Here is a 23,510-nt window from a genome sequence, read left to right on the forward strand (position 1 = left end):
CTTGGCCCGTCGTCAGCTGGGTCCGTCGTCAGCGCGCGTCCTGCGGCTTACGCCAGATCATCATCTCGGTCGCCGGGACAAGCTCGGTGAAGCGATTGTCGGGCGACACCTCCTGCAAGACCGCCCGCAGGTCCTGTTCGAAGTCCGCCAGCCTGTCTCCGAACAGGTGCGGCACCGAGTTGGACAGCGAATACACCCACGCCACGATGTCGTCCGCGCTGCGCTCGACCATCTGCCCGGCGGCGACCACGTGCCGCTCGAAGTCCACGAATCCGGCTCGCGCGAGGACCAGGTCCTCGCGGTTCGGCGTGCCATTGCGAATCGTTCCCTGCCCCGCACGGCGCACCGAGCCGAGATACCGCGCCACCAGCTCGCGGATCTCCGCCTTGGGCGGAGCGGGGTGTGGGGCGGATTCCGGCAGCGGCAGCGGCACGGATTCGCCGGACTTGTCCTTGAGGTCACTCATATGGACGAACGCGCCGCCGGGCTCCAGCATCGCGAACACGGCCGCGGCGACCTGGTCACGGTCCATCCAGTGGAACGAGTTGGCGAACACCGCGGCCCGGAACACCCCGAGGCCCGCGGGCAGATCCTCGGCCCGTACGGCGACCCAGCGCGCGTTCGTCACCTCGCGCAGCGCCGCCTGCCGCTGCGCTTCGGCCAGCATGTCCTCGTCCGGGTCAAGCCCGACCACCTCGCCGAACACCGGCGCCAGGGCGAGCGTGACGTTCCCGGGGCCGCAACCGACATCGAGGAGCCGTCCGGTGCCGTCCAGCTCGAGGAGCTTCGTGAGCGCGTCGACGAAGCCCGAAGCATAGGGAAGGCGTCCGCGCTCATAGTAGGTGGAAGCGCCTTTGAAGAGGGAACTGTCCCACTGCCATCCGTCGATCATCGCTGGTCCACTCCATGAAACGGTGAATTCACCGGCCGGGGCGTGCGTGCCACTCGTCACCAAAACCCCTCCAGGGTACCAGTCTTGACGATCCGTCCGACCACGAAGACATGCTCTGCAAGGACCCCCCGGGGGGATCGGACCTGTCGCCGGGCCAGCCGGCTCATCCCCGTCGCGGACGACTGACTGCCGCAGGAGCACCCCGCCCGGCCGGAACCTAGACTGAACGCATGGTCCGTCTCAACGACGAGGTCGAGGCCTTGCTCCATGAGTACTCCGACCTCATCCTGCTGACCGGCGGGGACGCCTTCCGGGCGCGCTCCTACGAGAAGGCCGCGCGGGCGGTCGGCGGCTACCACGAGGATCTCGCCCGCCTGGATGCCAAGGGGCTGCTGGAGATCCCGAACGTCGGCAAGTCCATCGCCGAAAAGATCACCGAGCAGCTGACAACCGGCCGGATCGGGGCCCTGGAGCAGTTGCGCGCCAAGGTGCCCGACGGTCTGCGCGAGATCATGGCGATCCCGACCGTCGGCCCCAAGAAGGCCGCGCTGATCCACCGCGAACTGGGCGTCTCGACCGTCGCCGAGCTGGTGGAGGCGGCCAGCAGCGATCGGCTGAACGACCTGCGCGGGCTCGGTGAGCGCACCGCGGAGAACATCCTGCACGGCATCGAGCAGTTGCGGCAGAACAGCGGGCGCACGTTGCTGAACGCCGCCACCGAGCTGGCCGAGTCGCTGGTGGGCGAACTGTCGCGGGTGCGGGGCTGTGTGCGCTGCGGCTACGCGGGCTCACTGCGCCGGATGCGCGAGACCGTCGGCGACCTCGACATCCTCGCCGCCGCCGAGGACTCCAGCGCCCTGATGGCTGCCATCACCGACCACCCGGACACTGCCGAGGTGCTGGTCCACGGCAGCACCAAGACCTCGATCCGCACCAGCGGCGGCCTGCAGGTGGACCTGCGCGTCGTGCGACCCGAGGACTGGGGCGCGGCGCTGGTCTACTTCACCGGCTCCAAGGCACACAACATCAAGCTGCGCGCCCGGGCCGTCAAGGCCGGGCTCAAGCTCTCCGAGTACGGGCTGTTCCAGGTGGAGAGCGGCGAGAAACTGGTCTCGCGGACCGAGGAGGAGGTGTACGAGGCCCTCGGCCTGCCGTGGATCCCGCCCACCCTGCGCGAGGACCGCGGCGAGATCGAGGCCGGCCTGACGGGCGAGCTCCCCCAGCTGGTGACCGAGCGGGACATCCGTGGCGACCTGCACACCCACACCGACCTCACCGACGGCCTGGCTCCGCTGGAGGAGATGCTGGCGGCCGCCGGCGAGCGCGGCTACGCCTACTACGCGGTGACCGACCACGCTCCCAACCTCTACATGCAGCGGATGACCGAGTCGAAGATGCTCGCCCAGCGCGAGCAACTGCGGGCGCTGGGGATGCGTTTCGGCCGGATGCACCTGCTGCACGGCACCGAGCTCAACATCGACCAGGACGGCGGTGTGGACTGGCCGGCCGAGTTCCTGGCCGGCTTCGACCTCTGCGTGGCGTCCATCCACTCGCACTTCAGGGCCGACCGCGAGCAGCAGACCCGCCGCCTGATCCGGGCCTGCGAGAACCCGCACGTGCAGATCATCGGCCATCCGACCACCCGGCAGCTGGGCCACCGACCCGCCATCGACGTCGACCTCGACGCGGTCTACGCCGCCTGCGCCCGCACCGGCACCGCGTTGGAGGTCAACTCCTCGCCGGAGCGCCTCGACCTGGGCGACGAGCAGATCCTGGCCGCCCGGCGGCACGGCGTCCGCTTCGCGGTGAACACCGACGCCCACTCGATTCCGCACCTGGCCAACTTCCGCTACGGCGTCGGCACCGCCCAGCGCGGCTGGCTCACCAAGGACGAGGTCATCAACACCTGGCCACTCACCCGCCTGCGCCGCTTCCTGCGGCCCTGACGAGGCCCGGCGAACGGGATGCCACGATGACCAGCGCCCAGGACGACGATCTCCCGACCGTCCGCGATCCCTCGCGCAGAGCCGACGGGCGAGGGCATGATGTTCGTCAGGAGGACCGAGGAGGTTTCGGTGCCATGGACATCTCGTTGACCACCGATCGGCTCGTCATCCGGGACTGGTCCCTCGACGACGCGGAAGCGGCGCTGGCGATCTACGGCTCCGCGGACGTCGCGCGTTGGCTCACTCCGGCGATGGACCGCGTCGGCGACCTGGCGGCCATGCGCGCGGTGTTGCAGGCCTGGCACGAAGCGCAACCGAACCTGCCCCCGCCCCGAGGACGGTGGGCGGTGCAACTGCGGGACGACCAGACGGTCGTCGGCGGCCTCGGCATCCGACTGCTGCCGCCCTACGAGGACGACCTCGAGGTGAGCTGGCAACTGGCCCCCGGAGCGTGGGGGCACGGCTATGCGGCCGAAGCCGGCCGCGCCTTGATCGCTTGGGCGTTCACGCAGGACATCGAGGAAGTCTTCGCCGTCGCGCGCCCGAACAACGTTCGCGCCATCGCCATGGCGAAACGGCTCGGCATGCAGTGGGTCGGCGAGACCACCAAGTACTACGGACTCAGCCTGCAGGTCTACCGCATCCGCCCCAGCGACCTCCCCGACTGACCGCCCGGGCGACGGATACCGCGGCCGGCGATCTGGCCGATCGGCCGCGTTCCCGTGCGCGTGCACGTGCGCGAGGCAATCACACGACGACACACGGTAGTTGGACGACACCAGCCTGTGCGATCGTCCATGGCGCCTACGATGCCCTGCCCATGCGCGCCGCGCCAGGACAGCCTGTGCCCAGGCTTGTGCCAGACAGGCGATCAGGCAGCAGCGTCCTGGCGGGCGCTCTCAGCCGTCCAGCAGGGCGCAGACGAAGTCCTCCTCGACGGGGCGCAGGTGCTGCAGCAGGTTCGGGTTGACCGTCTGGTTTCGCCCAGATGATGCGCGACCGCACCGGCCACCGGCTGACCTAGGCTGGGCGCATGGCTGAGTCGTTGTCTTCCGTGGTCGCGGGCGGCGTGGTTGCGGGCGGCGTGGTTGCGGGTCGGTGGCGGCTGGGTGCCCGGTTCGCGGTGCGCTCGGGGCGCCGCACGCTTCTGGACTCGTTATACCTGCTGACCGCGCCGGTGAGTGCCGCGCTCGGCCTGCTGCTCGTGCTCAGCGGCCTGTGCGTCGGCGCGGTCGGCCTGCTGCTGCCGAGCGGGTCGTCGGTCATGACCGGTGCTCCGGAACTGGCGCGGTGGTCCGCCGACTTGGAACGGTGGCGGATCGCCAAGGTGCGTCCCCAGGTCGGCGGCTGTCTCCCGAGGCCGCGGTCGCGGTCGCGGTCGCGGGAGACAGCCGCCGCGTCCGACCCGGGGCTGTGGCTCGACGTGGCGCACACCGTCCTGGCGCTCCCCGTCGTTGTGGTCACGTGGGCGGTAACGGCGCTGTGGTGGTTCGTCGGCGTGGCTGCCGTCACGTCTCCCCTGCGCAGCCCGTACGCGACGCCCGGGTCACTGCGACCGCTGAACCTGTACGTGGGCAGTCCCCAATCCCACATCGCCTTGAGCCTGGGGCTGACGTCACCGGACGAGCGGTTCGCCTTCGCGGTCACGGTCGGCCTCCTCGTGTTGGCCACCCTGCCGCTGGTGACCCGCGTATGCGTCGCCGCCCAGGCCGGGCTGGGGAAGGCACTGTTGTCCGACCTGTCGTCATTGCACCGCAGGATCAACGGGCTGGAGCAGGAACGGGACACCGCCCGCGCACAGACCGTCGCCGCGGTGACGGCCGAGGCGGCCGCGCTGCGCCGACTCGAACGCGATATTCACGACGGCCCCCAGCAGCGTCTGGTTCGCCTGGCGATGGAACTGGGCCGCGCCCAGCACCACTTCGACAGCAGGCCGGAAGCCGCCCGGGAGGCACTCGCCGACGCGATCGTCCAGGCCCAGGAGACGCTGGAGGAGCTACGGGCCCTGTCGCGCGGCATCGCCCCGCCGATCCTCGCCGACCGCGGCCTGCACGCGGCGCTCTCCGCGCTGGCCGCGCGCTGTGTCGTACCCGCTGAGCTCGACCTCGGCCCCCTTGCCCGTCGGCCGGACGCCGCTGTCGAGACGGCCGCGTATTTCGTGGTCGCTGAGGCCCTGACCAACGTGGCCAAACACAGCCACGCCCACTGGTGCGCCATCGGAATGCGCCACGGCGAGGGAATCCTGCGGGTCTGGGTGACGGACGACGGCGTTGGCGGCGCGGCTATGGCCAAGGGACACGGCCTGCGGGGCCTGGACGACAGACTGCACGCGGTCGGCGGCCGGCTGCGGGTAGCCAGCCCCGACGGTGGCCCGACGACGATCACTGGGGAACTGCCATGCAACTGACCTCGGCCGAAACAGCTCCCGGAACAACTCCCGAAGCAGCTCTCGGAACAGCTGCCGAGGCATCGCAGACCCGCGCGGCCCGCAGTCCGCTGCGGATCGTCGTGGCTGATGATGCGGTGCTGCTGCGTGAAGGCATTGTCCGCCTGCTCACCGAGGACGGTCACCAGGTGGTGGCGGCGGTCGGTGACGGTCCGGCCTTGGTCGCAGCGGTGCTCGCACACCGCCCGGACGTGTCGGTCGTCGATGTACGGATGCCACCGACCCATACGGACGAGGGCCTGCGCGCGGCGATCAGCGCCCGCGCACAGCTGCCCGGCACCCCCGTGCTGGTGCTCAGCCAGTATGTGGAGGTGTCCTACGCTGCCGAGCTGCTCGCGGACGGCTCCGGCGCGGTCGGCTACCTGCTGAAGGACCGGGTCGCCAGAGTCGAGGAGTTCCTGGATGCCCTGCACCGGGTCGCCCGTGGCGCGACGGTGCTCGACCCGCAGGTCGTCTCCCAGCTGCTGGCCGGGCAACGCCGCAACGACCCGCTGCAGGCACTGACCGCGCGTGAACGCCAGCTCTTGGCGCTGATGGCCGAAGGCCATTCCAACACCGCCATCGCCCGGCAACTGGCGCTCTCCAACAGTGCGGTGGAGAAGCACATCGGCAACGTCTTTGCCAAGCTCAGCCTGCCGCCCGACGACGCCCAGCACCGCCGGGTACTCGCCGTCCTCGCCTACCTCGGCGCCTGACGCGCCTGCGTCCGATCCGGCTGACCCGGCTGATCCGGCTGATCCGCCATGAGGCGCGTCACCAGCCACCGTTGAAGAAGGCCAGGAGGGCCGGCGCCGGGTCTGCCGCAGTGCCCGTGTTCGCCACCGCGATGACGATCGCGGCCAGCGCCGGCAAGGCCGAGAGCACACCGAACGATCCCAGCGTGCGCCGCGTACGCCGCATGCGCTGCGTACGCCCATCGGTTGCGGCGCTGCCGGAAGCGCCTGTTGCGGCAAACCTCCTCCACACCATCACGCTCACGCCGATGAGGACGACCGCCACGATCGAAACCATCACGGCAAGCACCGCGTGGTACCGACCGAAGTCGTCGACCATCGCCTGGAGGGCAGCCGCGTTCTGGCCGCTCGTGCTCGGGTAGTGGGCCAAGCCCTGCCTGATCTGGTCAACCGTACCGGTGAGTTGTCCGTCGGGTGCGCCGAGCGGCAGCATCGAGATCACCGAGGAGAAAGGGTCCATCGCACCCTGGACATTCGCCATCACCGCCGCCACCGACACCAGTGCGAGCAGGCTGACGAAGGTCCCGGCCGAAGCGAGAGCGACCCTGCCTCCAGCCCCGGGACCGCTGGACCGCAGGAACGCCTTCCAGAGCAGGACGCCGAGCGCGACGAACACGATCAGCAGGGCCGCGGCGAGCACGGCCTTGGCCACGTGGTAGCGGAACCAGTAGTCGACAACCCGCTCCAGGTCCGGGGGGAACCCCCGATCGCCGGACCTCCAGTACTCGATGAACGCCGGGTGCAGGGCGTCGACGAGGTTGTGCCGTTCGGAGAAGCCGCCTTCTGAGCCGTTCGCCACCAGCGCGCTCGGGGCGAGGACGAAGGCGGTGCCGAGTGCCACGGCGAGAGCGACGAGCAGAGCCAGTGCCCGACCGGACATGTCCGTCGATCGCGACAGGGCTTTATGAGTGCGCATGGAGATTCCTTCGACTCGATCCGACATGTGGACAGCTGTCCGAACCACCCGGTGGGCGGGCCGCCGTTGTCATGCCGATCACCATTTCGCACCGTCGATCACCCGGTCACTGAGGCATGCCATCCACCTGAGGTGTGGCCTGCCCCACCCCAGGGCCGAGCACGGCAGACGGGCCTCGCACCGCCGCGCCTGGTCCCACCTTCGGCCTGGCGCGGGAACCCCGGCTTCCGTCGCGCTGCTGACCCGACCTTCTCGCCAGCCCTCCAACCGCCCACGCCGGGCGGCGGGCGGGCCTGCCGCCCGCCGCCCGGCCTGGGTGAAGGGACCCTTCACGGGCACGGGGTCATACGCGGCGCGACCCCGTGGACGGCGAACCCCAGGCCCAAACCACATCGTGGCGGTGGCGACGAAAGGTCGGGGGGCTACCTCGCTGCTGCTCGGCGCTGGGCGCCGGCGAGTACCAGGGAGGCCACGGAGGCCAGCAGCACCGCCACGATCACCGCCGTCCAGCCGCGTCGGAAGGCGTCCAGTGCGGCCTGCGGTCCGTGCGAAGTGCCGATCAGACTGACCGTCAGCGCCACTCCCACCACCGCGCCGATCTGCCGGGCCATCGTGGTGACCGCCGAGCCGGTGGCGAAGCGCGTGGGCGGCAGCGCCGCCGCGGCGGACCCGATCAGGGTGGGCAGGGTCAGTCCGACGCCCAGGCCGGTGAGCAGCATCCCGGGCAGCAGTTCGGTGGCGTAGCCGGGCCTGACCTCGATGGTGACCGCCCACCAGCCGATGCCCGCGGCGAACAGGAGGGTGCCGAGCGCGGCCAGCCGTCCGGGGCCGAGCCTGCGCACCAGTGCGGCGCTGCCCAGTGCGACCGGCGGCACCAGCAGCGGGCCCGGGGCGATGGCCAGTCCGGTGCGCAGCGCCGAGTACCCCCATGCCTGCTGGCACCACAGGACCGAGGTCAGCAGCATGCCGGCGAAGGCGACGGTGAACAGCAGGGCTGCGGTGTTGGCGGCGGCGAAGCTGGGCACCCGCAGGAGCGGCAGTTCGACGATGGGGGCGCGGTGGCGTGCCGAGCGGCGCAGGAACCAGCCAGTCAGCAGAACGGTCGCGAGCAGGCCGCCGAGGACCTGGGCCGAGTCCCAGCCCCAGTCGTCGCCCTTGACCAGGGCCACGGCGAGAACGGCGATGGCGGTGGTGAGGAGTCCCGCGCCGAACAGGTCCGGCAGCGGTCCGTCCTCCTTGCCGCGCAGCCTGGGCAGCACACGGGCGCCGACCGCGATGGCGGCGGCGCCGACCGGGACGTTGGCGATGAACACCCAGCGCCAGTCGGCCTCGACCAGCAGTCCGCCCAGGACCGGGCCGAGCCCGGCGGCGATCCCGCCGATCGAGGCCCAGGCCCGGATGGCGGCGGGGCGCTCGGCCGCAGGAGTGGCGTCCAGCAGCAACGCGAGGGAGGTCGGCATCAGTGCGGCGGCGCCCGCCGCCTGGACCACCCGGGCCGCGTCGAGCCAGCCGACGGCCGGGGCGAGCGCGCAGAGTGCGGAGGCGGTGGTGAAGACGGCCAGCCCGCCGAGGAACACCCTGCGATGTCCGATCCGGTCAGCCAGCCGTCCGGCGGCGACCAGCAGGGCGGCGAAGACGATGGCGTAGCCGTTCAGCACCCAGGAGAGGGTGGCCAGGCTGCTGCCGTGGAAGTGCCGCTGCATCGCCGGAAGGGCGACGTTGACGATGAACAGGTCGAGGTTCGAGACGAACACCGCGGCGGCGACCACCAGGAACGCGGCCCGACGGTGCGGCAGGTCCCGGTCGGCCGATACGGGCACTGGGTTTGATATTCCAACTATCTCCATGCGCAGGCATGCTAGCGATAGTAAGTTTGAAAACACAACCCTATGGGCAGGCTGGTGGGGTGACCGAAGGTCAGCACAGCGAAGGCTGGGCCGCCCAAGGCCTGCTCCGCCGGCATGCAGTGGGGGATGCGGACCGCGCGCAGCCAGGTCCTGGCGACGGTGGCGGCCGGCTCTAACGCGCTGGAGGCGTGGCAGCGGGAGGAGCGCGGCAGTGCGGATCTGGTGGTGATGCGGGCCCGGGTGGCGGTGGAGCGAGCGCTGCGGGCGAGTCGGCAGCACGGCAGTTGGTCCGAGGTGCTGGCGAACGAGGCGCGGGCGGTGTGCTGGGAGGCGGCGGCGCCGGCGGACCCGGTGCCGCGGGTGTGCCTGCTGGCTCTGGCGCAGTTGGACCAGTGGAGTGCCCTGCCGGAGCATCAGGTGGCGCCACCGGCGGGCAGCATGATCCCCCGCGGGCGCGACTGGGCCGACTATCTGGCCACGCGCCGCGCCGACCTCTAACAGGATGGTGTGATCCTTCGGTGCCCTAGGTCCGCAGGCTCGGCCTGACCGATACCAGCGCGCCGCCGAACCCGGCCCGCCCCACCGCTGACCACGGGGCGCTTTGCTGGCGGGACGCCGCCTGGGCCCCGCTCGGACCGCCTGCGCCCACCCGCCAACTAAGACCGACCGGCAAATGGAGGGCGGCGTCGCGGGCCGATGGCTCTCTCCCCCAGCCTTCGGCCGGGAGGTGCCCCCCTGACGGCTTCTCCTCAGTCGCCAGGGCTCCGCCATGGCTCCTTCGTCGGCACCGCCTGGACTCGGCCCTCGACCCTCCCCCAGCCTCCGGCCGGGGGGACCCCCTTCTTCTCCCACCCTCCATTTGCCGGTCGGTCTAAAGCGCTCAGTCACAGCGGGCGGTGGTCCGGGCGGCCTGTTCGATCAGGTCGGTGACTGCTCCGGGGTTGGTGAGCATGATCAGGTGGGGGCCGGCCACCTCGACGGTGTGCGCGTGGGCCCGGGTGGCCATGAACTCTTCGAGGGCCGGGGCGATGGCGTGGTCGCCCTTGGCCACCATGTACCACGACGGGATGGTCTGCCAGGCCGGCGTGCCGGAGGTCTCGGTCACCGCGTCGAGGCTCAGCGGCCGCTGTTCGGCGGCCAGCGCCTCCTCCTGGTCGAGCGGGAGCTCGTTGTCGAGGAAGACGCTGGGGTAGTGGGCCGGGTCGATGGTCAGCTCCGTCCCGGTGGTGCCGTCGGCATTCGGGTAGCTCGTCGCGATGACAGGGAGCGCGGGGATGGTCTTGCCCAGCTGCGAGCCGTTGAGGCCGGCCAGCGAGTCGCCCTTGGCCGGTGCGAAGGCGGCGATGTAGACCAGGGCCTTGACGTTGGGGTCGCCTTGGACGGCGTTGGTGATCACGGCGCCGCCGTAGGAGTGGCCCACCAGGATGACCGGGCCCTGGATCTGTTCCAGGACGCTGTGGATGAACTGCGCGTCAGAGTCCAGGCCGCGCAGCGGGTTCGGCGGTGCTTTGACCGGGAAGCCGGCTGCCTCCAGCCGTTCGATGACCGGGGTCCAGCCGGCGGCGTCCGCCCATGCGCCGTGCACCAGCACGATGGTGGGCTTGGCTCCGTGCCAGTCCGCGATGGCCTGGGTCTGGGCCGAGACGGCGTGGGCCTGCACCGCGTTGGCCTGGGACGACCTGGCCTGGGCGCTGGAGGTGAGCGCGACCGTCGACAGCCCGGTGGCCACGAGTGCCGCCGCGACCAGGCCGGCGATCCGTGCGTTGCGTTTCATCGCAGTTTCTCTCCCGCTTCGGTGTGGGTTGGGTAGTGCGATTGCGACGTCGGCTCCGCCGGGGCCGGCGCCCACGGTGCCACGGGTCGAGCTCGCGGCACCACGCTGTGTTTTCGGACAGCCCTCGCCCTCGCGGGCCGCTGATGCCCGCCGTCGACCGGAGGCGCCACGCCATGGATCGTCGAAGCCCGCTCAAGGGCTCGGAATGCGACCACGGCACCGGCTCGCTCCGGGGGATCGACGGCTCGATCGGCCATGCCCAGGGCACGCCGACCAGCCCGTCGGTGGCCCTATCGGGTGGCCAGGTATCCCCCGTCGACCGGAAGGGTCACGCCGTGGATGTGCGTGGCCTGGCTGCTGGCCAGGAACACGACCGCGTCGGCGACCTCGTCGGAGGTGCCCGGCCGGCCGTGTGGGGTGGTGGCCGTGTAGCCGCGCAGCGCGTCGTGGAAGGCGGCGTTCTCCTCGGTCATCGTCGGTCCGGGCGCCACCGCGTTGACCCGGATGCCCTTGGAGGCCAGTTCCGCGGCCCACGACGCGGTGAGCGAGTGGAGCGCCGCCTTGGTCGCTCCGTACAGTGCCGCGACGGACATGCCGATCGCGCCGTTGATCGACCCGACGTTGACCACCACGCCGGCGCCGGCCTCGATCATGGCCGGGACCAGGGCTGCGGTCAGCAGGGCCGGCGCCTTGATGTTCACCGCCAGGGCCAGGTCTGCCAGTTGCTCGTCGACCTCGGTGAGCGACTGCGCGGGGATGAGCAGCGCCGCGTTGTTGACCAGCACGTCGATCGGTCCGCCCGCTGCCTCGGCCGCGGCCTGTGCCAGCTGCGTGGCCGCCCGGGCTCCGTCGGCCAGGTCGGCGCGCACGAAGTGCGCCGCGCCGCCGGCCGAGCGGATCTCGTCCACCACCTTGGCGCCGGCGTCCTTGTTGCGGCCGGAGACCACCACGGTGGCGCCCTCGCGAGCCAAGGCCGTGGCGATCGACCGGCCGATGCCGGAGGTCGAGCCGGTGACCAGGGCGCGACGGCCGGCCAGACGCGCCACGGAGTTGGGAACAGCCGTCATGATGCGAGCCTTTCGGGAGTGTTGGGCACAGGAGGGAGGGTGGTCTGGCGCGGCGGGCGGAGCAGCAGGATCCCTCCGAGCAGCAGCTCGAACGCCAGAATCGTGTACACCGCGATGCGCTCGGGCACTCCTCCGTAGGAGTTGTAGAGCGGCCGGTCAGCCTGCAGGAGCACGAATGCGGCCAGGCCGAGGACCCCGAGCGCGGTGCCGGCTGCGCGCAGCCACCGGGGGGCGCCCAAGGCTGCGCCGCGTGTGCCGACCAGGATCGGGATCACGTTGCCGGCGATGATGGTGGCGGCCGCGCCGATGCTGTGGACCACGATCACGCCGTTGTGCAGAGCGGCGGAGGACTCGTGGAAGAAGCCGACGAGGATCACGCCCACGCCGTGGGCGATCGCCAGCCCGAGCAGCACGCGTTTGAACCGTCCCACGTTCACGGCACTGAGCAGCAGCACACTGGCTGCGATGAACAGTGCTCCCTGGGCGATGAACGCGGTGTCCATCACCAGGTGCAGCGGCGAGTCGACGGTCCGGCCCTGGAACACGTTCCCGGGGACCGGGTTGCCCAGGTCGCTGATGAAGTCGACGGCGTAGTTGTAGGAAGGGTTGTGCCAGGCCGCGGCGGCGACGTACTCCAGCACCGCGTACTGCACGGCGGCGAGTACGAGGAGTGCTCCTGCGCCGCGTATGCGGGCTACGGGGTTTTGGACTTTCACGTCCATAAGGCTGGCATGCAAAATTTGGACTATCAAGTCCAGAAAGCTAGGCTTGCCGCATGCCTACGCCCAAGGGAGAAGCGACCAAGGCCCGCATCGTCGAGGCCGCAGCGGACCTGCTGATCACCGCGAACGACATCAACCTCGACGAGGTCATGCGGCTGACCCGCACCAGCAAGGGACAGGTGTTCTACTACTTCCCCGACGGGAAGGAGGAACTGCGCCGCGCGGCCGCCCAGTGCCACCTCGCGCGACTGGCCCAGGCCGACGCACCCGCGGTGCCGCTGGCCACGTGGCAGGACTGGGAGTCGTGGATCGAGCAGATCCTGCGGCTGCACGAGCAGCAGGGGCGCGACGACGCCTGCGAGGTCGCGGCCCTGGCGGGCCGGGCGCTGGACACCGACCGGATCACCCGGGACCTGGTCGGCCGGATGTACGAACAATGGGCCGCCGAGCTACGGGACCAGCTCACTGCCATGCAGGCAAGCGGCCTGCTGCGCGAAGGAACCCCCGTCACCGAACTCGCCTCCATGATGCTCGCCGCACTCCAGGGCGGCGCGGTCATCGACAAGGCGACCGGATCCCATCAGCACCTCGCCCGCGCACTACGGCAGACCCTCGTCCTGCTCCGCTCCTACGCCGCAAAGCAGCCGGGGGGCGAATGCTGAAGATGTCCAGTACTTCTGGGAGTGCGATGCCGCCTTTCAGGGCGAGTTGTTCGTGCGTCTGCCCGGTACGGGTCCTCGACTCCGTGAAGGGCGAAGAGGTCCCAGAGACCTGACAACCTCCGAGCTAGGCGGAGGTAGCCGAAGCCCGGTGCCGAAGCTGGCTCCACCCGCGCTGGCGGAGAATACGACGCGTCAGGAATAAGTGCTCTCCGCCAGCAGGACAGGTCGAACTGCGCCTGCAGCCAAAACTCGACATGAATCGTTCGAGCGGAGCGCGTGCGTCGGCGCGGTGCCGGGTGATGGTGGGTGCTACGGCGTGGTGCCGAGCGTGAGGATCTGTGCGGGATCGGAGCTGCAGCCCGCCAGGTCGAACAGGGGGCCTGGGTATCCGTTGGGCGTCGGGGAAACCTGTATGCAGTCCGCGTTGGGGTAGGCGTAGGTGCTGGGAGCGGCGAACTGGTACTGGTTGCCGCCTGCGCCGACGGGGTGGAGTGTCCATTCGGTGTAGCTGCTGCAGGCCGCCTGGCGAACGCCCCAGCGAAGCTTCCCGATGCACAGCCCGTTGGCCTGGCTGACGATCTGGTAGGTCGCGGGCGTGCCGGCGACCGCCTGGAAGGCGAAGTTCTGGGTCGTGTTCCCGCTGCAGGGGTGGCCGTAGGTGTCGAGGAAGTACTGACCGGGGTCGGTGGTGCTGGTGTCCAGACAGGTGTTCTGCGCGGCCGAGTAGATGGTGCTGATCGGTGCTGTCTGTGCTGCGGCCGTCTGGGGTACCGCGATCGCGCCTGCGGCCGCGGCGGCTGTCGCCGCGAGGAGGAGGGACTTGCTGATCACGAGCAGTTCTCCTGTTCTCCGCCTGCGGTCGGTCCGCGAGCGGCTCGTACCGGCCGGCCCCACGACTGGCACCGGCATCCGTTGTCATGCCTCGGCAACCGGGGCACGATCGTCGGCGAGGGCCCCGCGGGTGATTTCACGGGTCCGCAACGCACCGCACGAGCATTGACGCGGCGTGGTCAACTCTGACGTGCTGCCAGGAGCTGGGCTAGCCTTCCCAGCTCAGAGAACCCTCTGAATGGCTGACTTGTCATGGCCTTGTCGGCGCCTCGCATCAACCCGGCCGGGTGGTGACCCGCCAGGAGATCCTGGAGCGGGCGTGGGACGCGCACTGGTACGGCCCGACGAAGGTGTTGGACGTCCACATGGCGGCGCTGCGTCGCAAGCTCGGTGTGCCGGGGCTGGTAGAGACGGTCTACGGCCGGGGCTTTCGCATTCTCGACCCGATCCGCGACCAGTGATGGGGATGCCTGAAATTGGTTCTGGCCGCGGTTCCGTGAATGATCTTGCCGCTGCCGTCACAGGCTCAGTAGCAGGTCCCTTACTGCTGCAGGTTGGGACAGGAACGGGTGGTGGCCAGCGCCGAGCTCGACGACGCTGCCGGCCCGGCGGGCGAACTCGCGCTGCAGGCGCGGCGGGGTGCCGCGGTCCTGAGCGCAGACGAGGTATGTCGAGGGCACCTGCTGCCATGCGGCCGCCTCGACCGGCTGCGCGGTCACCCGAACGCTCTGCCGGGCGAGGTGGTCCGCTGCCTGCGCCTGGACCTCGGGGTCGCAGTCCTGCAGGAACGTGTCCACGAGCAGCTCGGAGCGAACCCCGAAGGTGCCGGCGTCGGGGTCGACGTCGAGGAACGGGGCGGGGCCGCTGTCCCCGAACTCCGACAGGCTCTGCCCGACCTCGGGCAGATAGCTGGAGACCAGCAGCAGGTGGCGTACCGACTCGACGCCTGCGGCGGCTTCCGCCGTGACGATGCCGCCGTAGCTGTGGGCGACCACAACGGTCGGCTCGTCGCTGGCCTGCAGCACCCGCCGCACTGCGGCAACATCCTCGGAAAGCCCCGGACCGCCGGTTCCTCCGGGCAGGCCCGCCTCGCCGCAGCTCGGCAGCGCCGGGGCCACGCTCAGCACCCCTCGCTCCTGCAGCAGCTCGGCGGTCCGGTGCCACCACCACGATCCGTCCCGCACACACGCCCCATGCACGAACACAACCCTCATCGCTGCCCCCACATCTCTCTTGGCCGCCTTTCGAACAACGGTAGACGTAGCCGCGCCATCGCCTAGTCAAGATCATTCACGGAATCGCGGGCAGAGTGGTTTTCGCGAAATCCTCATCACCCTGGGCACTGAACGAGCCGCTCGCCGCGCTGCTGATGTGCGCGCTGCACCGCAGCGGCCGGCAGGCCGAGGCGCTGGCGGTCTTCGACCGGACGCGTCAGCAACTGACCGACGACCTGGGGGTGGCCCCGAGCGGAACCCTATGCCGGGCGCGGCGGGCGATCCTGCGCGGGGACGACATCAGCCTCGACCTCGGTCAGGCCGCGTGACCGGCCGGGTGACCGGCCGGGTGACCGGCCGGGGTTCAACTCGGGATCATGGATCACGGGTGGGCGGAGCCGACAGCGGCGCGCGCCCGGTCGAGGTCGACGAGTTCGCCGTTGAAGCCGAACTGGTGAAGGTCGCCGCCGGGCGCCTCGATGCGTCCGGCCTGGGCCAGGCCGCCAGCCTTCACGGGGTCGAACCCGGCCGCACGGATCAGCCGCTCGGTCGTCGCCGCGGCGCTGTCGTCGTCGGTGGCGTAGAAGAGCACGGCACGCCGCGGTGTGCGGTTCGCGCCCGCGGCGAGCGCCTCCGCGGCCAGGGTCCCGAACGCCTTGACGTAACGGGCGTTCGCGGGCAGCAGGGCGGCGGCCACCGACCCGGCCGACTGCCCGTCAGGCAGCGACCGCACGATCTGGCCCTTCTCGTCGAACGCGATCGGGTTGGACGGGTCGATCACGACCTTGCCGTCGAGGAGGGGTGCGACCTGCGGGATCAGCTCCCTCATGACGTCCAGCCAGACCGCGAGCACGATGGTGTCCGCCTCCGCGATCGCGTCCTGCACAGAGGCGGCGTGTGCGAGCGGCCCGAGCTCGTCCGCGAGCTCCTGCGCGCGGGCGGCGGCGCCCCTCCCCGCCAGGACGACGCTCTCGCCCCCGGCCACCAGGTGCCGGGCAACGACGCTCCCGATATTGCCGACGCCTACGATTGCGGTGGTCATCTCTGTCCCTAACTTTCTGTTGACTCCGACTTGAGGTTCCCGCCGCGCGCGTCCTAGCGCATCACCAGGCCGCCGTCGACCGTGAGGATCTGGCCCGTCAGGGCGGCGGCGTCGTCCCCGACGAGCATCGCCACCACCGCTGCGGTGTCGTCGGGGGTGAGCGGCCGCGGCAGCGCTTGGTGCGCCGCGACCTCCTCGAACTCCTCCGTCGGCACCGCGCCGGTGGCCGGAGTGCGAGTCAGCCCCGGGGCAACAGCCGTGACGGCGATCGCGCCGCCGATCGCACCGGCGCCGCCGGTCACAACCGCGACCCGGCGGCCGTCCGCTGTCGAAGGAGCTGCACCGGTCACTGTTCGGACCCCGTCCCGGCGGATTCCAGGACGGCCTCGATATCGATCGCGACGTCGACCATGTCGCTGACCACCACGCCGCCCCGGTCGAGTGTGTCGTTCCAACTCACGCCGAAATCGTGACGGTTGAGCCGGGCCTTGGCCGCGAACCCGGCACGCCGCCTGGGTCCGAGATTCTGGTCGCCCTCCCACCAGGGCGTGTCCCACTGGCCCAGATAGCTCACCTCCAGCACGACGGGTCGCGTCACCCCGCGGATGGTGAGATCGCCGGTGACCTCGAAGCCGCTCGCGCTCACCTGGTGAACCCGGGTCCCGACGAATTTCCAGGTCGGGTGGTGCTCGACATCGAAGAAGTCGGCGCTGCGCAGGTGCGCATCGCGCTCGGGCGAACCCGTGTAGACCTGGGTCGCGTCGATCGTCGCCTCGACCTGGGCCTTCTCCGGCTCCTCCGGGTCGACCTCCAGGAAGCCGTGCATGTTCTTGAACTGACCGCGCACGTCGGTGACCATCATGTGTCTGGCACGGAACTCCGCGCCGGTGTGGCTGGGCTCGAAGAACCATCTTGCCGTCGCCATGGCAGCTCCCTGGCAGCTCTGCCCCCTGCGACCAGCGTAAGACGACCACGAGCAGCTCCGCGCGGTACGGGCTACCCGGGCGGCGAGTAGTCCGGGAGCTCGGCGCGGCGTGGCGGGTCGGCGCCCGGGCGGGTGCAGGTGAGGGCCGCGGTGCACGCTGCCAGGGCGAGCGACTCGACCGCCTTCGCGGGGAGCCGCTCCGCGCCGGTGGCGGCCCGCAGCTCGTCTCGGGCGCTCCCCCGCTCCCCCGCACCGCCGCCCAGCAGCCCGGCCCGCAGCAGCCCGCTGAGCAGGCCGGCCATGAAGGCGTCACCCGCGCCGACCGTGTCCACCACCTCGACCGGGGTCGGCCTGACCCGGTGGCTGCCGTGCCGCCAGAAGGCCCGCGCGCCGCCGGCCCCGAGGGTGAGCACCACGAGCGAGGGGCCGGTCCGCGCCCATCGCGCGGCCACCGCGGCGGCGTCGTGCCCGGGGTAGAGCCAGCCGAGGTCCTCGTCGCTTGCCTTCACCACGTCGCTGAGGGCGACGAGCTCCTCGACCCGCGGCCGCTCCCGCGCCGCCGTTCCCAGCAGCGCGGGCCGCAGGTTCGGATCGTAGGAGAGGGTGGCGCCCGGCCGCGCCGCTCGCACGGCCGCGAGCACCTGCGCGGCGCCGGGGGCGAGCAGCGCCGCGATCGATCCGGTGTGCAGATGGGCGACCGGGCCGGTGGCGGCCGGATCGGTCGCCGTGGGCAGCAGGCTCCAGCTGACGTCGAAGCGGTAGCCGGCCGCGCCGTCGGCATCGAGGACGGCGGTGGCGGTGGACGTGGCGGCGTCGACGACCGACCCGCCGGTGAGCAGCACACCGCTCTCGCCGAGGTGGCGCCGCAGCTCCAGGCCGTACGCGTCGCCGCCCACCCGGGTGGCCAGGCGCACCGGGTGGCCGAGCCGGGCCAGGCCGAGCGCCACGTTGGCGGGGCTGCCCCCGGGGACGGCGCTTCGGCGGCCGTCCGGGCCGGTCAGGATGTCGGTGAGCGCCTCACCGATGACCAGAGTCGACGGCTCTCCTGACCCCGGGCGGCTCATGGCGTGATGACGATCTTGCGGCCCTTGCCGGCCTGGAACTGCTGCAGCGCGGCGGCGTAGTCGGCCAGCGGGAGCCGGTCGCTGATGAAGACCTGCGGGTCCAGCACCCCGGCGGCGAAGAGGTCCGCCGCGCGCTCGTAGCTGTGCAGGACCGCCATCGAGCCGGTGATGGTGATCTCCTGGTTGTAGATGCGGTAGGGCTCGATCATCGCGCGGGCGGCGTAGTCGGCGACGCCGAACTGCAGGTAGGTGCCGCCCTTGCCGACCCGGCCCAGCGCCTCCTGGATGGCCCGCTCGTTGCCGGTGGCGTCGATGACCACGTCCCAGCCGCGCGGTCGCTCGATCTCGTCGGCGGCGGTGACGGCGTTGCTGCAGCCCAACAGGCGGGCGGCGGTGAGCCGTTCGCTGTTGATGTCGACCACGTCCACGCTGGCCGCGCCGGTGCGCTTGGCGAGCTCCAGCATCATCAGGCCCATGGTGCCGGAGCCGTAGATCAGCACGGTGTCGGCCAACCGGCTGCGCAGCACGTCGTATCCGCGCACCGCGCAGGAGAGCGGCTCGATGAGGGCGGCGTCCTGGGTGCGGACGTGCTCCGGCAGGCGTACGCAGTTGGCGACCGGGGCGAGGGCGAACTCGGCGGCCGCGCCCGGAGCGGTGACCCCGATCGCGGCGAAGCGCTCGCACAGGTTGCTCCGCCCGATCCGGCAGTAGTGGCACTCGTGGCAGGGCAGCGACGGGTCGACGGCGACCTGGTCGCCGATCGACAGCTCACTGACGCCGGTGCCCACGGCGACCACCTCCCCGGCGAACTCGTGGCCCGGGACGATGGGCAGGGTGGGCGCGAACTCGCCCTGCAGGATGTGCAGATCGGTGCCGCACAGGCCGCAGGCCGCCACCCTGACCACCACCTCCCGCGGGCCCGGTGCCGGATCCTCGACGGTCTCCACGCTCACCACACCGGGCGAGCTGATGACGGCAGCCTTCACCGCGCCGCCCCCCAGGAGATCTGACCGGTCATTTCACTGCCCCCAGCGAAAGGCCCTGGACGAGCTTGTCCTGGGCGGCGAAGCCGGCGACGAGCACCGGCACGGAGATGCAGACGGCGGCCGCGCACACCTTCGCCAGGAAGAGGCCCTGGCTGGTGACGAAGCCGGTGAGGAAGACGGGTGCGGTGCCGGCGACGACGCCGGTCAGCACCCGGGCGAACAGCAGTTCGTTCCAGCTGAAGATGAAGGAGATCAGCGCGGTGGCCGCGATGCCCGGCATGGCCACGGGTGCCACGATCCGCAGCAGGACGGTCGGCAGCCCCGCGCCATCGATCGAGGCGGCCTCCAGGATCTCCTTGGGCACCTCGGCCAGGAAGGAGCGCATCATCCACACCGCGATCGGCAGGTTCATCGAGGTGTAGAGGATGACCAGCAGCCAGATGTTGTCCAGCATCCCGGCGTTCTGGGCGATCAGGTAGATCGGCAGCAGGCCCGCCACGGCCGGCAGCATCCTGGTGGACAGGAAGAAGAACATCACGTCGGTCCACTTGCGCACCGGCCGGATCGACAGCGCGTACGCGGCGGGGATCGACAGCAGCAGCACCAGCAGGGTCGAGGCGACGCTGGCCGTCAGGGAGTTGATCAGCGGCGGCCACGGGCTCACCCCGGTACCGGCACCGAAGAACTCCCGGTAGCCCTGCAGGGTGAGCCCGGCCCCGACACTCGGCGGGTTGGTGGCCGCGGCCGACTCGCTGTGCAGCGAGGTGAGCACCATCCAGGCGAACGGCAGGAAGAAGAGCACCCCGCAGAACCAGGCCAGCAGCCCGAGCAGGGCGCCGTTGCGCCGGGCCGAAGCCCGCGTGGTCGCTGTGGCGGCCGTCATGACTCCTCCCGGAGCAGCGATGAGACGGTCCTCAACGCGAAGGTCGCGAGGAGGATGGTGCAGATGACCACGAGGACGCCCTCGGCGGACGCCTGACCGTAGTCGTGGCCCTGGTAGAAGGTCCGGTAGACGGCGTAGGGCAGGTTGGCGGTGCCAAGACCGCCGGAGGTCAACGTGAAGACCGCGTCGAAGTTCTGCACCACGTAGATGCTGCCGAGCAGCGAGGCGAGTTCCAGGTAGCGGCGCAGGTGCGGGAAGGTGAGGTAGCGGAACACCTGCCAGGTGCTCGCCCCGTCCACTCGGGCCGCCTCGACGACGTCCATCGGGCGGCTCTGCAGTCCGGCGAGCAGGATCAGCATCATGAACGGCGTCCACTGCCAGATGAGCGAAGCCTCCACCGCGAGCAGCGGAGTGGTCGACAGCCAGTCCGGCTGCGGCGCGTGAGCGCTGCCGAACAGGCTCCAGAGCCAGGTCAGCGTGCCGTTCAGCAGACCGTAGGAGGCGTTGTAGATCGCGTGCTTCCAGAGCAGCGCGGAGGCCGCGGGCACCACCAGGAAGGGTGTGATCAGCATGGTGCGCACGATGCCGCGGCCCCGGAAGCGGCGGTCGAGCAGCAGCGCCAGTACCAGCCCGAGCAACAGGCTCACCAGCACCACGGTGGCGGTCAGCAGGACCGTGGTCTCGATGGACGAGCGCAGCGTCGGATCCTCGAACGCCGCGGTGTAGTTGGACAGGCCGCCGAACCCGCGGTTGCCCGGGTCCAGCGCGTTCCAGCGCATGAACGAGATCACCAGGGTTCCCACGAAGGGAAGTTGGGTGACGACGATCATGAATACCAGCGCCGGCAGCAGCGGCGCCCGACGGGACCAGGCGCCCCGCGGCCGGCCCGCCGCCCGGCGAGCGCCGGGTTCGGCGGACCGCGACAGTCTGCTGGGGTGGCCGGTGATCGAGGTAGTGCTCACGTGCATGTCTCCGCTCGGGTGGGTGCGCGGGGGTGGTGTCAGTGGCCCGCGTACTTGGCGCCGACCTTGGCAGCGAGCGCCTGACTGTTCTTCAGCGCCTGGTCCACGCTGATCTGGCCCGCGATCGCGTCGCTGATCTGCTGCGAGACCTGGGTTCCCAGATCGGTGAACTCCGGGATGCCGACGAACTGGATGCCCGGCGCGGGCCGCGGCTGGACGCCCGGGTTCTGCGGGTCGACGCTGGTCAGCGCGGTCTCGGTGGCCTGGGCGAACGCCGAGGCGGAGGCCAGGTAGCTCGGGTTGCTGTAGGTCGAGGTGCGCTTGCCGGCCGGGACGCGGGGCCAGCCGAGGGTCTGGCCGACCAGCTGTTCGTACCCCTGGCCGGAGGCCCAGGAGATGAACTTCCAGGCGTCGTCCTGGTGCTTGCTGGCCTTCTGCACGCCCCAGGCCCAGGTGTAGAGCCAGCCCGAACTCTTCGTCTGGTCGACCGGAGCGGGCGCGTACCCGATCTTGCCGGCCACCGGCGAGTCGGACGCCTCCAGCGAACCGGCCGCCGAGGTCGCGTCGTACCACATGGCGACCTTGCCCTGCTCCAGGTCGTTGAGGCACTCGGTGAACCCGGACTGCGGCGCGCCCGCCTCACCGTGCGCCCGCACCAGGTTGACGTAGAAGTTCGTGGCGGCGGTGAAGGCCGGGGAGGTCAGCTGGGCCTGCCAGTTCTGGTCGAACCAGGTGCCGCCCATGGTGTTGACCACCGTGGTCAGCGGCGCGATCACCTCACCCCAGCCCGGCTGCCCGCGCAGGCAGATGCCCTTCATCCCTGGCTGCGCCCCGTCGGCGGCAGCCGCGAGGTCGGCGACCTGCTGCCAGGTCGGGTTGGCGGGCATGGTCAGACCCTTGGCCGCGAAGACGTCCTTGCGGTACATCAGGAACGACGACTCGCCGTAGAACGGCTCGGCGTAGATCTGGCCGTTGTACGTCAGCGCCTGCTGGATGGTGGGCAGGATGTCGCTCTGCTGGAACCCGGTGTCGCCGGCGGCGTGGCCGCTGAGCGAGGCCAGCCACCCGTTCTTGGCGTAGAACGGGACCTCGTAGTTGCTGATGGTCGCGATGTCGTACTGGCCGGACTGGCTGGAGAAGTCCTGGGTGAACTTGTCCCGGGCGTCGTTCTCCGGCAGCACGGTGAAGTTGACCGTGATACCGGTGGTCTTGGTGAAGTTGGCCGCGGTCAGCTTCTGCAGATCCGCCATCTGCGGGTTGTTCACCATCAGCACATTGATGGAGTGCGCCTGCGAGCCACCGCCGGCGCCACCGGCGCCGCTGCAGCCCGCGAGGGTGGCGGCGCAGAGGACTGCCACGCCCAGCGGCACGGTGACGCGCTGGACTGTCTGTCTGATCGTCATGATGCGTGTTCCTTACTCTCGGCGAACCCGGCCGGGTGGGACCGGTTCGGGGCACGTGCGACCGAGGCGGCGGCCGGGCGTCCTGCGGAGACGCCGGCAGCCGCGCCCCGGAGCGCGGTTTTTTTCTCGGGCCTGGTGCCTCAGGCCCGAATGACGTGCGGTCCAAGTAGCGCGTAGCGATGGGCTTCCGCACTGGACAGTTCGGTGTCGGTGACGATCGCCTCGAAGTCGCCGACCCCCGCGAAGCGGCAGAAGCTGCTGGCTCCGAACTTGCTGTGGTGCCCCATGAAGACCCGTCTGCGGGACACCTCGAGGGCCTTGGCCTTGACGTCGGCCACCACCGGATCGGGGGTGGTCAATCCGAGGTCGCGGGAGATCCCGTTCGCTCCCAGGAACGCCAGGTCGATGACGAAACCCGAGAGCATCGCGCAGGCCCAGGAGCCCACGGTGGCCATGGTCCGGCCGCGGACCCGGCCACCCAGCAGCAGGACGGTCATGTTGGCCGAGTCGGCCACGGCCGCCGCCGTCGACAGCGACGCCGTCACCACGGTCAGTGGACGGTCCGCCGGCAGCAGCGCGGCGAGGAGCTGCGGGGTGTAGCCCTCGTCGATGAAGACGCTCTCTGCCTCGCCGACGAGCTTGACAGCTTCGGCCGCGATCCGGCGCTTCGCCTCCACATGCCGGGTGACGCGCTGAGCCAGGTCGGTCTCGAAGCCGGTGCTCTCGACCGGGTAGGCACCGCCGTGGGTACGGCGGATCAGCCCCCGGCGCTCCAACTCGCTCAGGTCGCGCCGGATGGTCTCCACCGCGACCTCGAAATCAGCGGCCGCGGTGGTGACCTCGACGCGCCCCTCCTGGCGGGCCAGGGCCAGAATCCGGTGCTGCCGGTCCGTTGCCCGCATCTCCGGTTCTCCTTCCGCCCGTTCGGACATCGCAAGCCCGAATGTGCCCGTGGAAGATTTATACCCCCATGTCGGGACCACGGACAGCTCCGCAGTCGACCGGAACAAGCCCGAATTGTGCCCGCGCCCGACGGAGATGACAGCAGGTCAGCGACGTCCGACGGCCCAGCGGCCCGCCCCGGATGCCCGATTGCCCAGATTCCGGCCCCGATGACCGCCATTCCCGGGCACTTCGCCCGGGAATGGCTGCCGGACTGCCGGGTTCTGCCCTGGTCAGGGCGCGTTGATCGAA

At 70.7% G+C, this 23,510-nt stretch carries 24 protein-coding genes and 1 pseudogene; 8 read left to right on the top strand and 17 right to left on the bottom strand.

Annotated features, from left to right (window positions below):
* Window positions 1–28: 28 nt before the first annotated feature.
* Entirely contained in the window at window positions 29–892 is an 864-nt protein-coding gene (locus tag P3T34_RS02100) for a class I SAM-dependent methyltransferase (protein WP_280664227.1), read from the bottom strand.
* Window positions 893–1,122: 230 nt separating this feature from the next.
* Between P3T34_RS02100 and polX the strand changes: the two genes are divergently transcribed.
* The 4 genes from polX (at window position 1,123) to P3T34_RS02120 (ending at window position 5,979) form a co-directional block, all read left to right on the top strand.
* On the top strand, window positions 1,123–2,838 hold the full coding sequence (polX, locus tag P3T34_RS02105) for a DNA polymerase/3'-5' exonuclease PolX (protein ID WP_280664228.1): 1,716 nt from the start codon (window positions 1,123–1,125) through the stop codon (window positions 2,836–2,838).
* A gap of 134 nt (window positions 2,839–2,972) precedes the next feature.
* Window positions 2,973–3,506 carry a GNAT family N-acetyltransferase gene (locus P3T34_RS02110; RefSeq protein ID WP_280664229.1) on the top strand — a complete coding sequence of 178 codons (534 nt, stop codon included), beginning with the start codon at window positions 2,973–2,975 and terminating at the stop codon, window positions 3,504–3,506.
* Between the two features lie 365 nt (window positions 3,507–3,871).
* Complete coding sequence (locus P3T34_RS02115; RefSeq protein WP_280664230.1) at window positions 3,872–5,245, top strand: sensor domain-containing protein; 1,374 nt, start codon at window positions 3,872–3,874, stop codon at window positions 5,243–5,245.
* Window positions 5,246–5,334: 89 nt separating this feature from the next.
* Window positions 5,335–5,979 carry a response regulator transcription factor gene (locus P3T34_RS02120; RefSeq protein WP_280671776.1) on the top strand — a complete coding sequence of 215 codons (645 nt, stop codon included), beginning with the start codon at window positions 5,335–5,337 and terminating at the stop codon, window positions 5,977–5,979.
* A 58-nt stretch (window positions 5,980–6,037) separates the two neighbouring features.
* Here the strand turns inward: P3T34_RS02120 and P3T34_RS02125 are convergent, their stop codons facing one another.
* Together P3T34_RS02125 and P3T34_RS02130 are read right to left on the bottom strand one after the other, a co-directional pair.
* A complete protein-coding gene (locus tag P3T34_RS02125; RefSeq protein WP_280664231.1) occupies window positions 6,038–6,817 on the bottom strand; it encodes a hypothetical protein in 780 nt (259 codons plus the stop codon).
* 539 nt (window positions 6,818–7,356) lie between these two features.
* The gene (locus P3T34_RS02130) at window positions 7,357–8,754 is read right to left on the bottom strand and encodes an MFS transporter (RefSeq protein WP_280664232.1); all 1,398 of its coding nucleotides are present in this window, start codon (window positions 8,752–8,754) and stop codon (window positions 7,357–7,359) included.
* 153 nt (window positions 8,755–8,907) lie between these two features.
* On the opposite strand from P3T34_RS02130, the gene P3T34_RS02135 reads away from it, so the two are divergent.
* Window positions 8,908–9,279, top strand: coding sequence for a hypothetical protein (locus P3T34_RS02135; protein ID WP_280664233.1), 372 nt, complete (start codon window positions 8,908–8,910; stop codon window positions 9,277–9,279).
* 382 nt (window positions 9,280–9,661) lie between these two features.
* On the opposite strand, the gene P3T34_RS02140 is transcribed toward P3T34_RS02135, so the two are convergent.
* From P3T34_RS02140 to P3T34_RS02150, 3 genes are all read right to left on the bottom strand, one after another.
* On the bottom strand, window positions 9,662–10,555 hold the full coding sequence (locus tag P3T34_RS02140) for an alpha/beta hydrolase (RefSeq protein ID WP_280664234.1): 894 nt from the start codon (window positions 10,553–10,555) through the stop codon (window positions 9,662–9,664).
* A gap of 290 nt (window positions 10,556–10,845) precedes the next feature.
* Window positions 10,846–11,622 (bottom strand): SDR family oxidoreductase, encoded by a 777-nt coding sequence (locus tag P3T34_RS02145; protein ID WP_280664235.1) that lies wholly within the window; start codon window positions 11,620–11,622, stop codon window positions 10,846–10,848.
* The gene (locus P3T34_RS02150; RefSeq protein WP_280664236.1) at window positions 11,619–12,338 is read right to left on the bottom strand and encodes a DUF998 domain-containing protein; all 720 of its coding nucleotides are present in this window, start codon (window positions 12,336–12,338) and stop codon (window positions 11,619–11,621) included. The genes P3T34_RS02145 and P3T34_RS02150 overlap by 4 nt, the downstream gene beginning before the upstream one ends.
* Before the next feature lie 59 nt (window positions 12,339–12,397).
* Here P3T34_RS02150 and P3T34_RS02155 point away from each other — a divergent pair, with 59 nt between their 5' ends.
* On the top strand, window positions 12,398–13,006 hold the full coding sequence (locus P3T34_RS02155; protein WP_280664237.1) for a TetR/AcrR family transcriptional regulator: 609 nt from the start codon (window positions 12,398–12,400) through the stop codon (window positions 13,004–13,006).
* A gap of 309 nt (window positions 13,007–13,315) precedes the next feature.
* Here P3T34_RS02155 and P3T34_RS02160 read toward each other — a convergent pair whose 3' ends face one another.
* The gene (locus tag P3T34_RS02160) at window positions 13,316–13,837 is read right to left on the bottom strand and encodes a hypothetical protein (RefSeq protein ID WP_280664238.1); all 522 of its coding nucleotides are present in this window, start codon (window positions 13,835–13,837) and stop codon (window positions 13,316–13,318) included.
* A gap of 278 nt (window positions 13,838–14,115) precedes the next feature.
* On the opposite strand from P3T34_RS02160, the pseudogene P3T34_RS02165 reads away from it, so the two are divergent.
* Window positions 14,116–14,298 (top strand): annotated as a pseudogene (locus P3T34_RS02165) (helix-turn-helix domain-containing protein); the annotation flags it as partial.
* 57 nt (window positions 14,299–14,355) lie between these two features.
* Here P3T34_RS02165 and P3T34_RS02170 read toward each other — a convergent pair.
* The gene (locus P3T34_RS02170) at window positions 14,356–15,051 is read right to left on the bottom strand and encodes an alpha/beta hydrolase (RefSeq protein ID WP_280664239.1); all 696 of its coding nucleotides are present in this window, start codon (window positions 15,049–15,051) and stop codon (window positions 14,356–14,358) included.
* A gap of 95 nt (window positions 15,052–15,146) precedes the next feature.
* Here P3T34_RS02170 and P3T34_RS02175 point away from each other — a divergent pair, with 95 nt between their 5' ends.
* Window positions 15,147–15,380, top strand: a complete 234-nt coding sequence (locus P3T34_RS02175) for a BTAD domain-containing putative transcriptional regulator (protein ID WP_348534608.1) — start codon at window positions 15,147–15,149, stop codon at window positions 15,378–15,380.
* 53 nt (window positions 15,381–15,433) lie between these two features.
* On the opposite strand, the gene P3T34_RS02180 is transcribed toward P3T34_RS02175, so the two are convergent.
* The 9 genes from P3T34_RS02180 to P3T34_RS02220 form a co-directional block, all read right to left on the bottom strand.
* Window positions 15,434–16,093 (bottom strand): NAD(P)-binding domain-containing protein, encoded by a 660-nt coding sequence (locus P3T34_RS02180; RefSeq protein ID WP_280664240.1) that lies wholly within the window; start codon window positions 16,091–16,093, stop codon window positions 15,434–15,436.
* A 53-nt stretch (window positions 16,094–16,146) separates the two neighbouring features.
* A complete protein-coding gene (locus P3T34_RS02185) occupies window positions 16,147–16,443 on the bottom strand; it encodes an SDR family oxidoreductase (protein ID WP_280664241.1) in 297 nt (98 codons plus the stop codon).
* The gene (locus P3T34_RS02190; protein WP_280664242.1) at window positions 16,440–17,018 is read right to left on the bottom strand and encodes a YceI family protein; all 579 of its coding nucleotides are present in this window, start codon (window positions 17,016–17,018) and stop codon (window positions 16,440–16,442) included. The genes P3T34_RS02185 and P3T34_RS02190 overlap by 4 nt, the downstream gene beginning before the upstream one ends.
* A gap of 71 nt (window positions 17,019–17,089) precedes the next feature.
* Window positions 17,090–18,082, bottom strand: a complete 993-nt coding sequence (locus tag P3T34_RS02195) for a carbohydrate kinase (protein WP_280664243.1) — start codon at window positions 18,080–18,082, stop codon at window positions 17,090–17,092.
* Window positions 18,079–19,068, bottom strand: coding sequence for a zinc-dependent alcohol dehydrogenase family protein (locus P3T34_RS02200; RefSeq protein WP_280664244.1), 990 nt, complete (start codon window positions 19,066–19,068; stop codon window positions 18,079–18,081). The genes P3T34_RS02195 and P3T34_RS02200 overlap by 4 nt, the downstream gene beginning before the upstream one ends.
* 28 nt (window positions 19,069–19,096) lie before the next feature.
* Window positions 19,097–19,951 (bottom strand): carbohydrate ABC transporter permease, encoded by an 855-nt coding sequence (locus tag P3T34_RS02205; RefSeq protein WP_280664245.1) that lies wholly within the window; start codon window positions 19,949–19,951, stop codon window positions 19,097–19,099.
* Window positions 19,948–20,781, bottom strand: coding sequence for a sugar ABC transporter permease (locus P3T34_RS02210; RefSeq protein WP_280671778.1), 834 nt, complete (start codon window positions 20,779–20,781; stop codon window positions 19,948–19,950). Before P3T34_RS02210 ends, P3T34_RS02205 begins: the two co-directional genes overlap by 4 nt.
* Before the next feature lie 170 nt (window positions 20,782–20,951).
* Window positions 20,952–22,316 (bottom strand): sugar ABC transporter substrate-binding protein, encoded by a 1,365-nt coding sequence (locus P3T34_RS02215; RefSeq protein ID WP_280664246.1) that lies wholly within the window; start codon window positions 22,314–22,316, stop codon window positions 20,952–20,954.
* Between the two features lie 140 nt (window positions 22,317–22,456).
* A complete protein-coding gene (locus P3T34_RS02220) occupies window positions 22,457–23,218 on the bottom strand; it encodes a DeoR/GlpR family DNA-binding transcription regulator (protein WP_280664247.1) in 762 nt (253 codons plus the stop codon).
* Window positions 23,219–23,510 lie beyond the last annotated feature (292 nt).

The organism is Kitasatospora sp. MAP12-44 (genome assembly GCF_029892095.1).
Classification (GTDB): domain Bacteria; phylum Actinomycetota; class Actinomycetes; order Streptomycetales; family Streptomycetaceae; genus Kitasatospora.

Coding starts and splice junctions, on each gene's coding strand:
- P3T34_RS02100 (WP_280664227.1), bottom strand. CDS start 892: ATGATCGACGGATGGCAGTGGGACAGTTCCCTCTTCAAAGGCGCTTCC.
- polX (WP_280664228.1), top strand. CDS start 1,123: ATGGTCCGTCTCAACGACGAGGTCGAGGCCTTGCTCCATGAGTACTCC.
- P3T34_RS02110 (WP_280664229.1), top strand. CDS start 2,973: ATGGACATCTCGTTGACCACCGATCGGCTCGTCATCCGGGACTGGTCC.
- P3T34_RS02115 (WP_280664230.1), top strand. CDS start 3,872: ATGGCTGAGTCGTTGTCTTCCGTGGTCGCGGGCGGCGTGGTTGCGGGC.
- P3T34_RS02135 (WP_280664233.1), top strand. CDS start 8,908: ATGCGGACCGCGCGCAGCCAGGTCCTGGCGACGGTGGCGGCCGGCTCT.
- P3T34_RS02140 (WP_280664234.1), bottom strand. CDS start 10,555: ATGAAACGCAACGCACGGATCGCCGGCCTGGTCGCGGCGGCACTCGTG.
- P3T34_RS02145 (WP_280664235.1), bottom strand. CDS start 11,622: ATGACGGCTGTTCCCAACTCCGTGGCGCGTCTGGCCGGCCGTCGCGCC.
- P3T34_RS02155 (WP_280664237.1), top strand. CDS start 12,398: ATGCCTACGCCCAAGGGAGAAGCGACCAAGGCCCGCATCGTCGAGGCC.
- P3T34_RS02170 (WP_280664239.1), bottom strand. CDS start 15,051: ATGAGGGTTGTGTTCGTGCATGGGGCGTGTGTGCGGGACGGATCGTGG.
- P3T34_RS02180 (WP_280664240.1), bottom strand. CDS start 16,093: ATGACCACCGCAATCGTAGGCGTCGGCAATATCGGGAGCGTCGTTGCC.
- P3T34_RS02190 (WP_280664242.1), bottom strand. CDS start 17,018: ATGGCGACGGCAAGATGGTTCTTCGAGCCCAGCCACACCGGCGCGGAG.
- P3T34_RS02195 (WP_280664243.1), bottom strand. CDS start 18,082: ATGAGCCGCCCGGGGTCAGGAGAGCCGTCGACTCTGGTCATCGGTGAG.
- P3T34_RS02205 (WP_280664245.1), bottom strand. CDS start 19,951: ATGACGGCCGCCACAGCGACCACGCGGGCTTCGGCCCGGCGCAACGGC.
- P3T34_RS02210 (WP_280671778.1), bottom strand. CDS start 20,781: ATGATCGTCGTCACCCAACTTCCCTTCGTGGGAACCCTGGTGATCTCG.
- P3T34_RS02215 (WP_280664246.1), bottom strand. CDS start 22,316: ATGACGATCAGACAGACAGTCCAGCGCGTCACCGTGCCGCTGGGCGTG.
- P3T34_RS02220 (WP_280664247.1), bottom strand. CDS start 23,218: ATGCGGGCAACGGACCGGCAGCACCGGATTCTGGCCCTGGCCCGCCAG.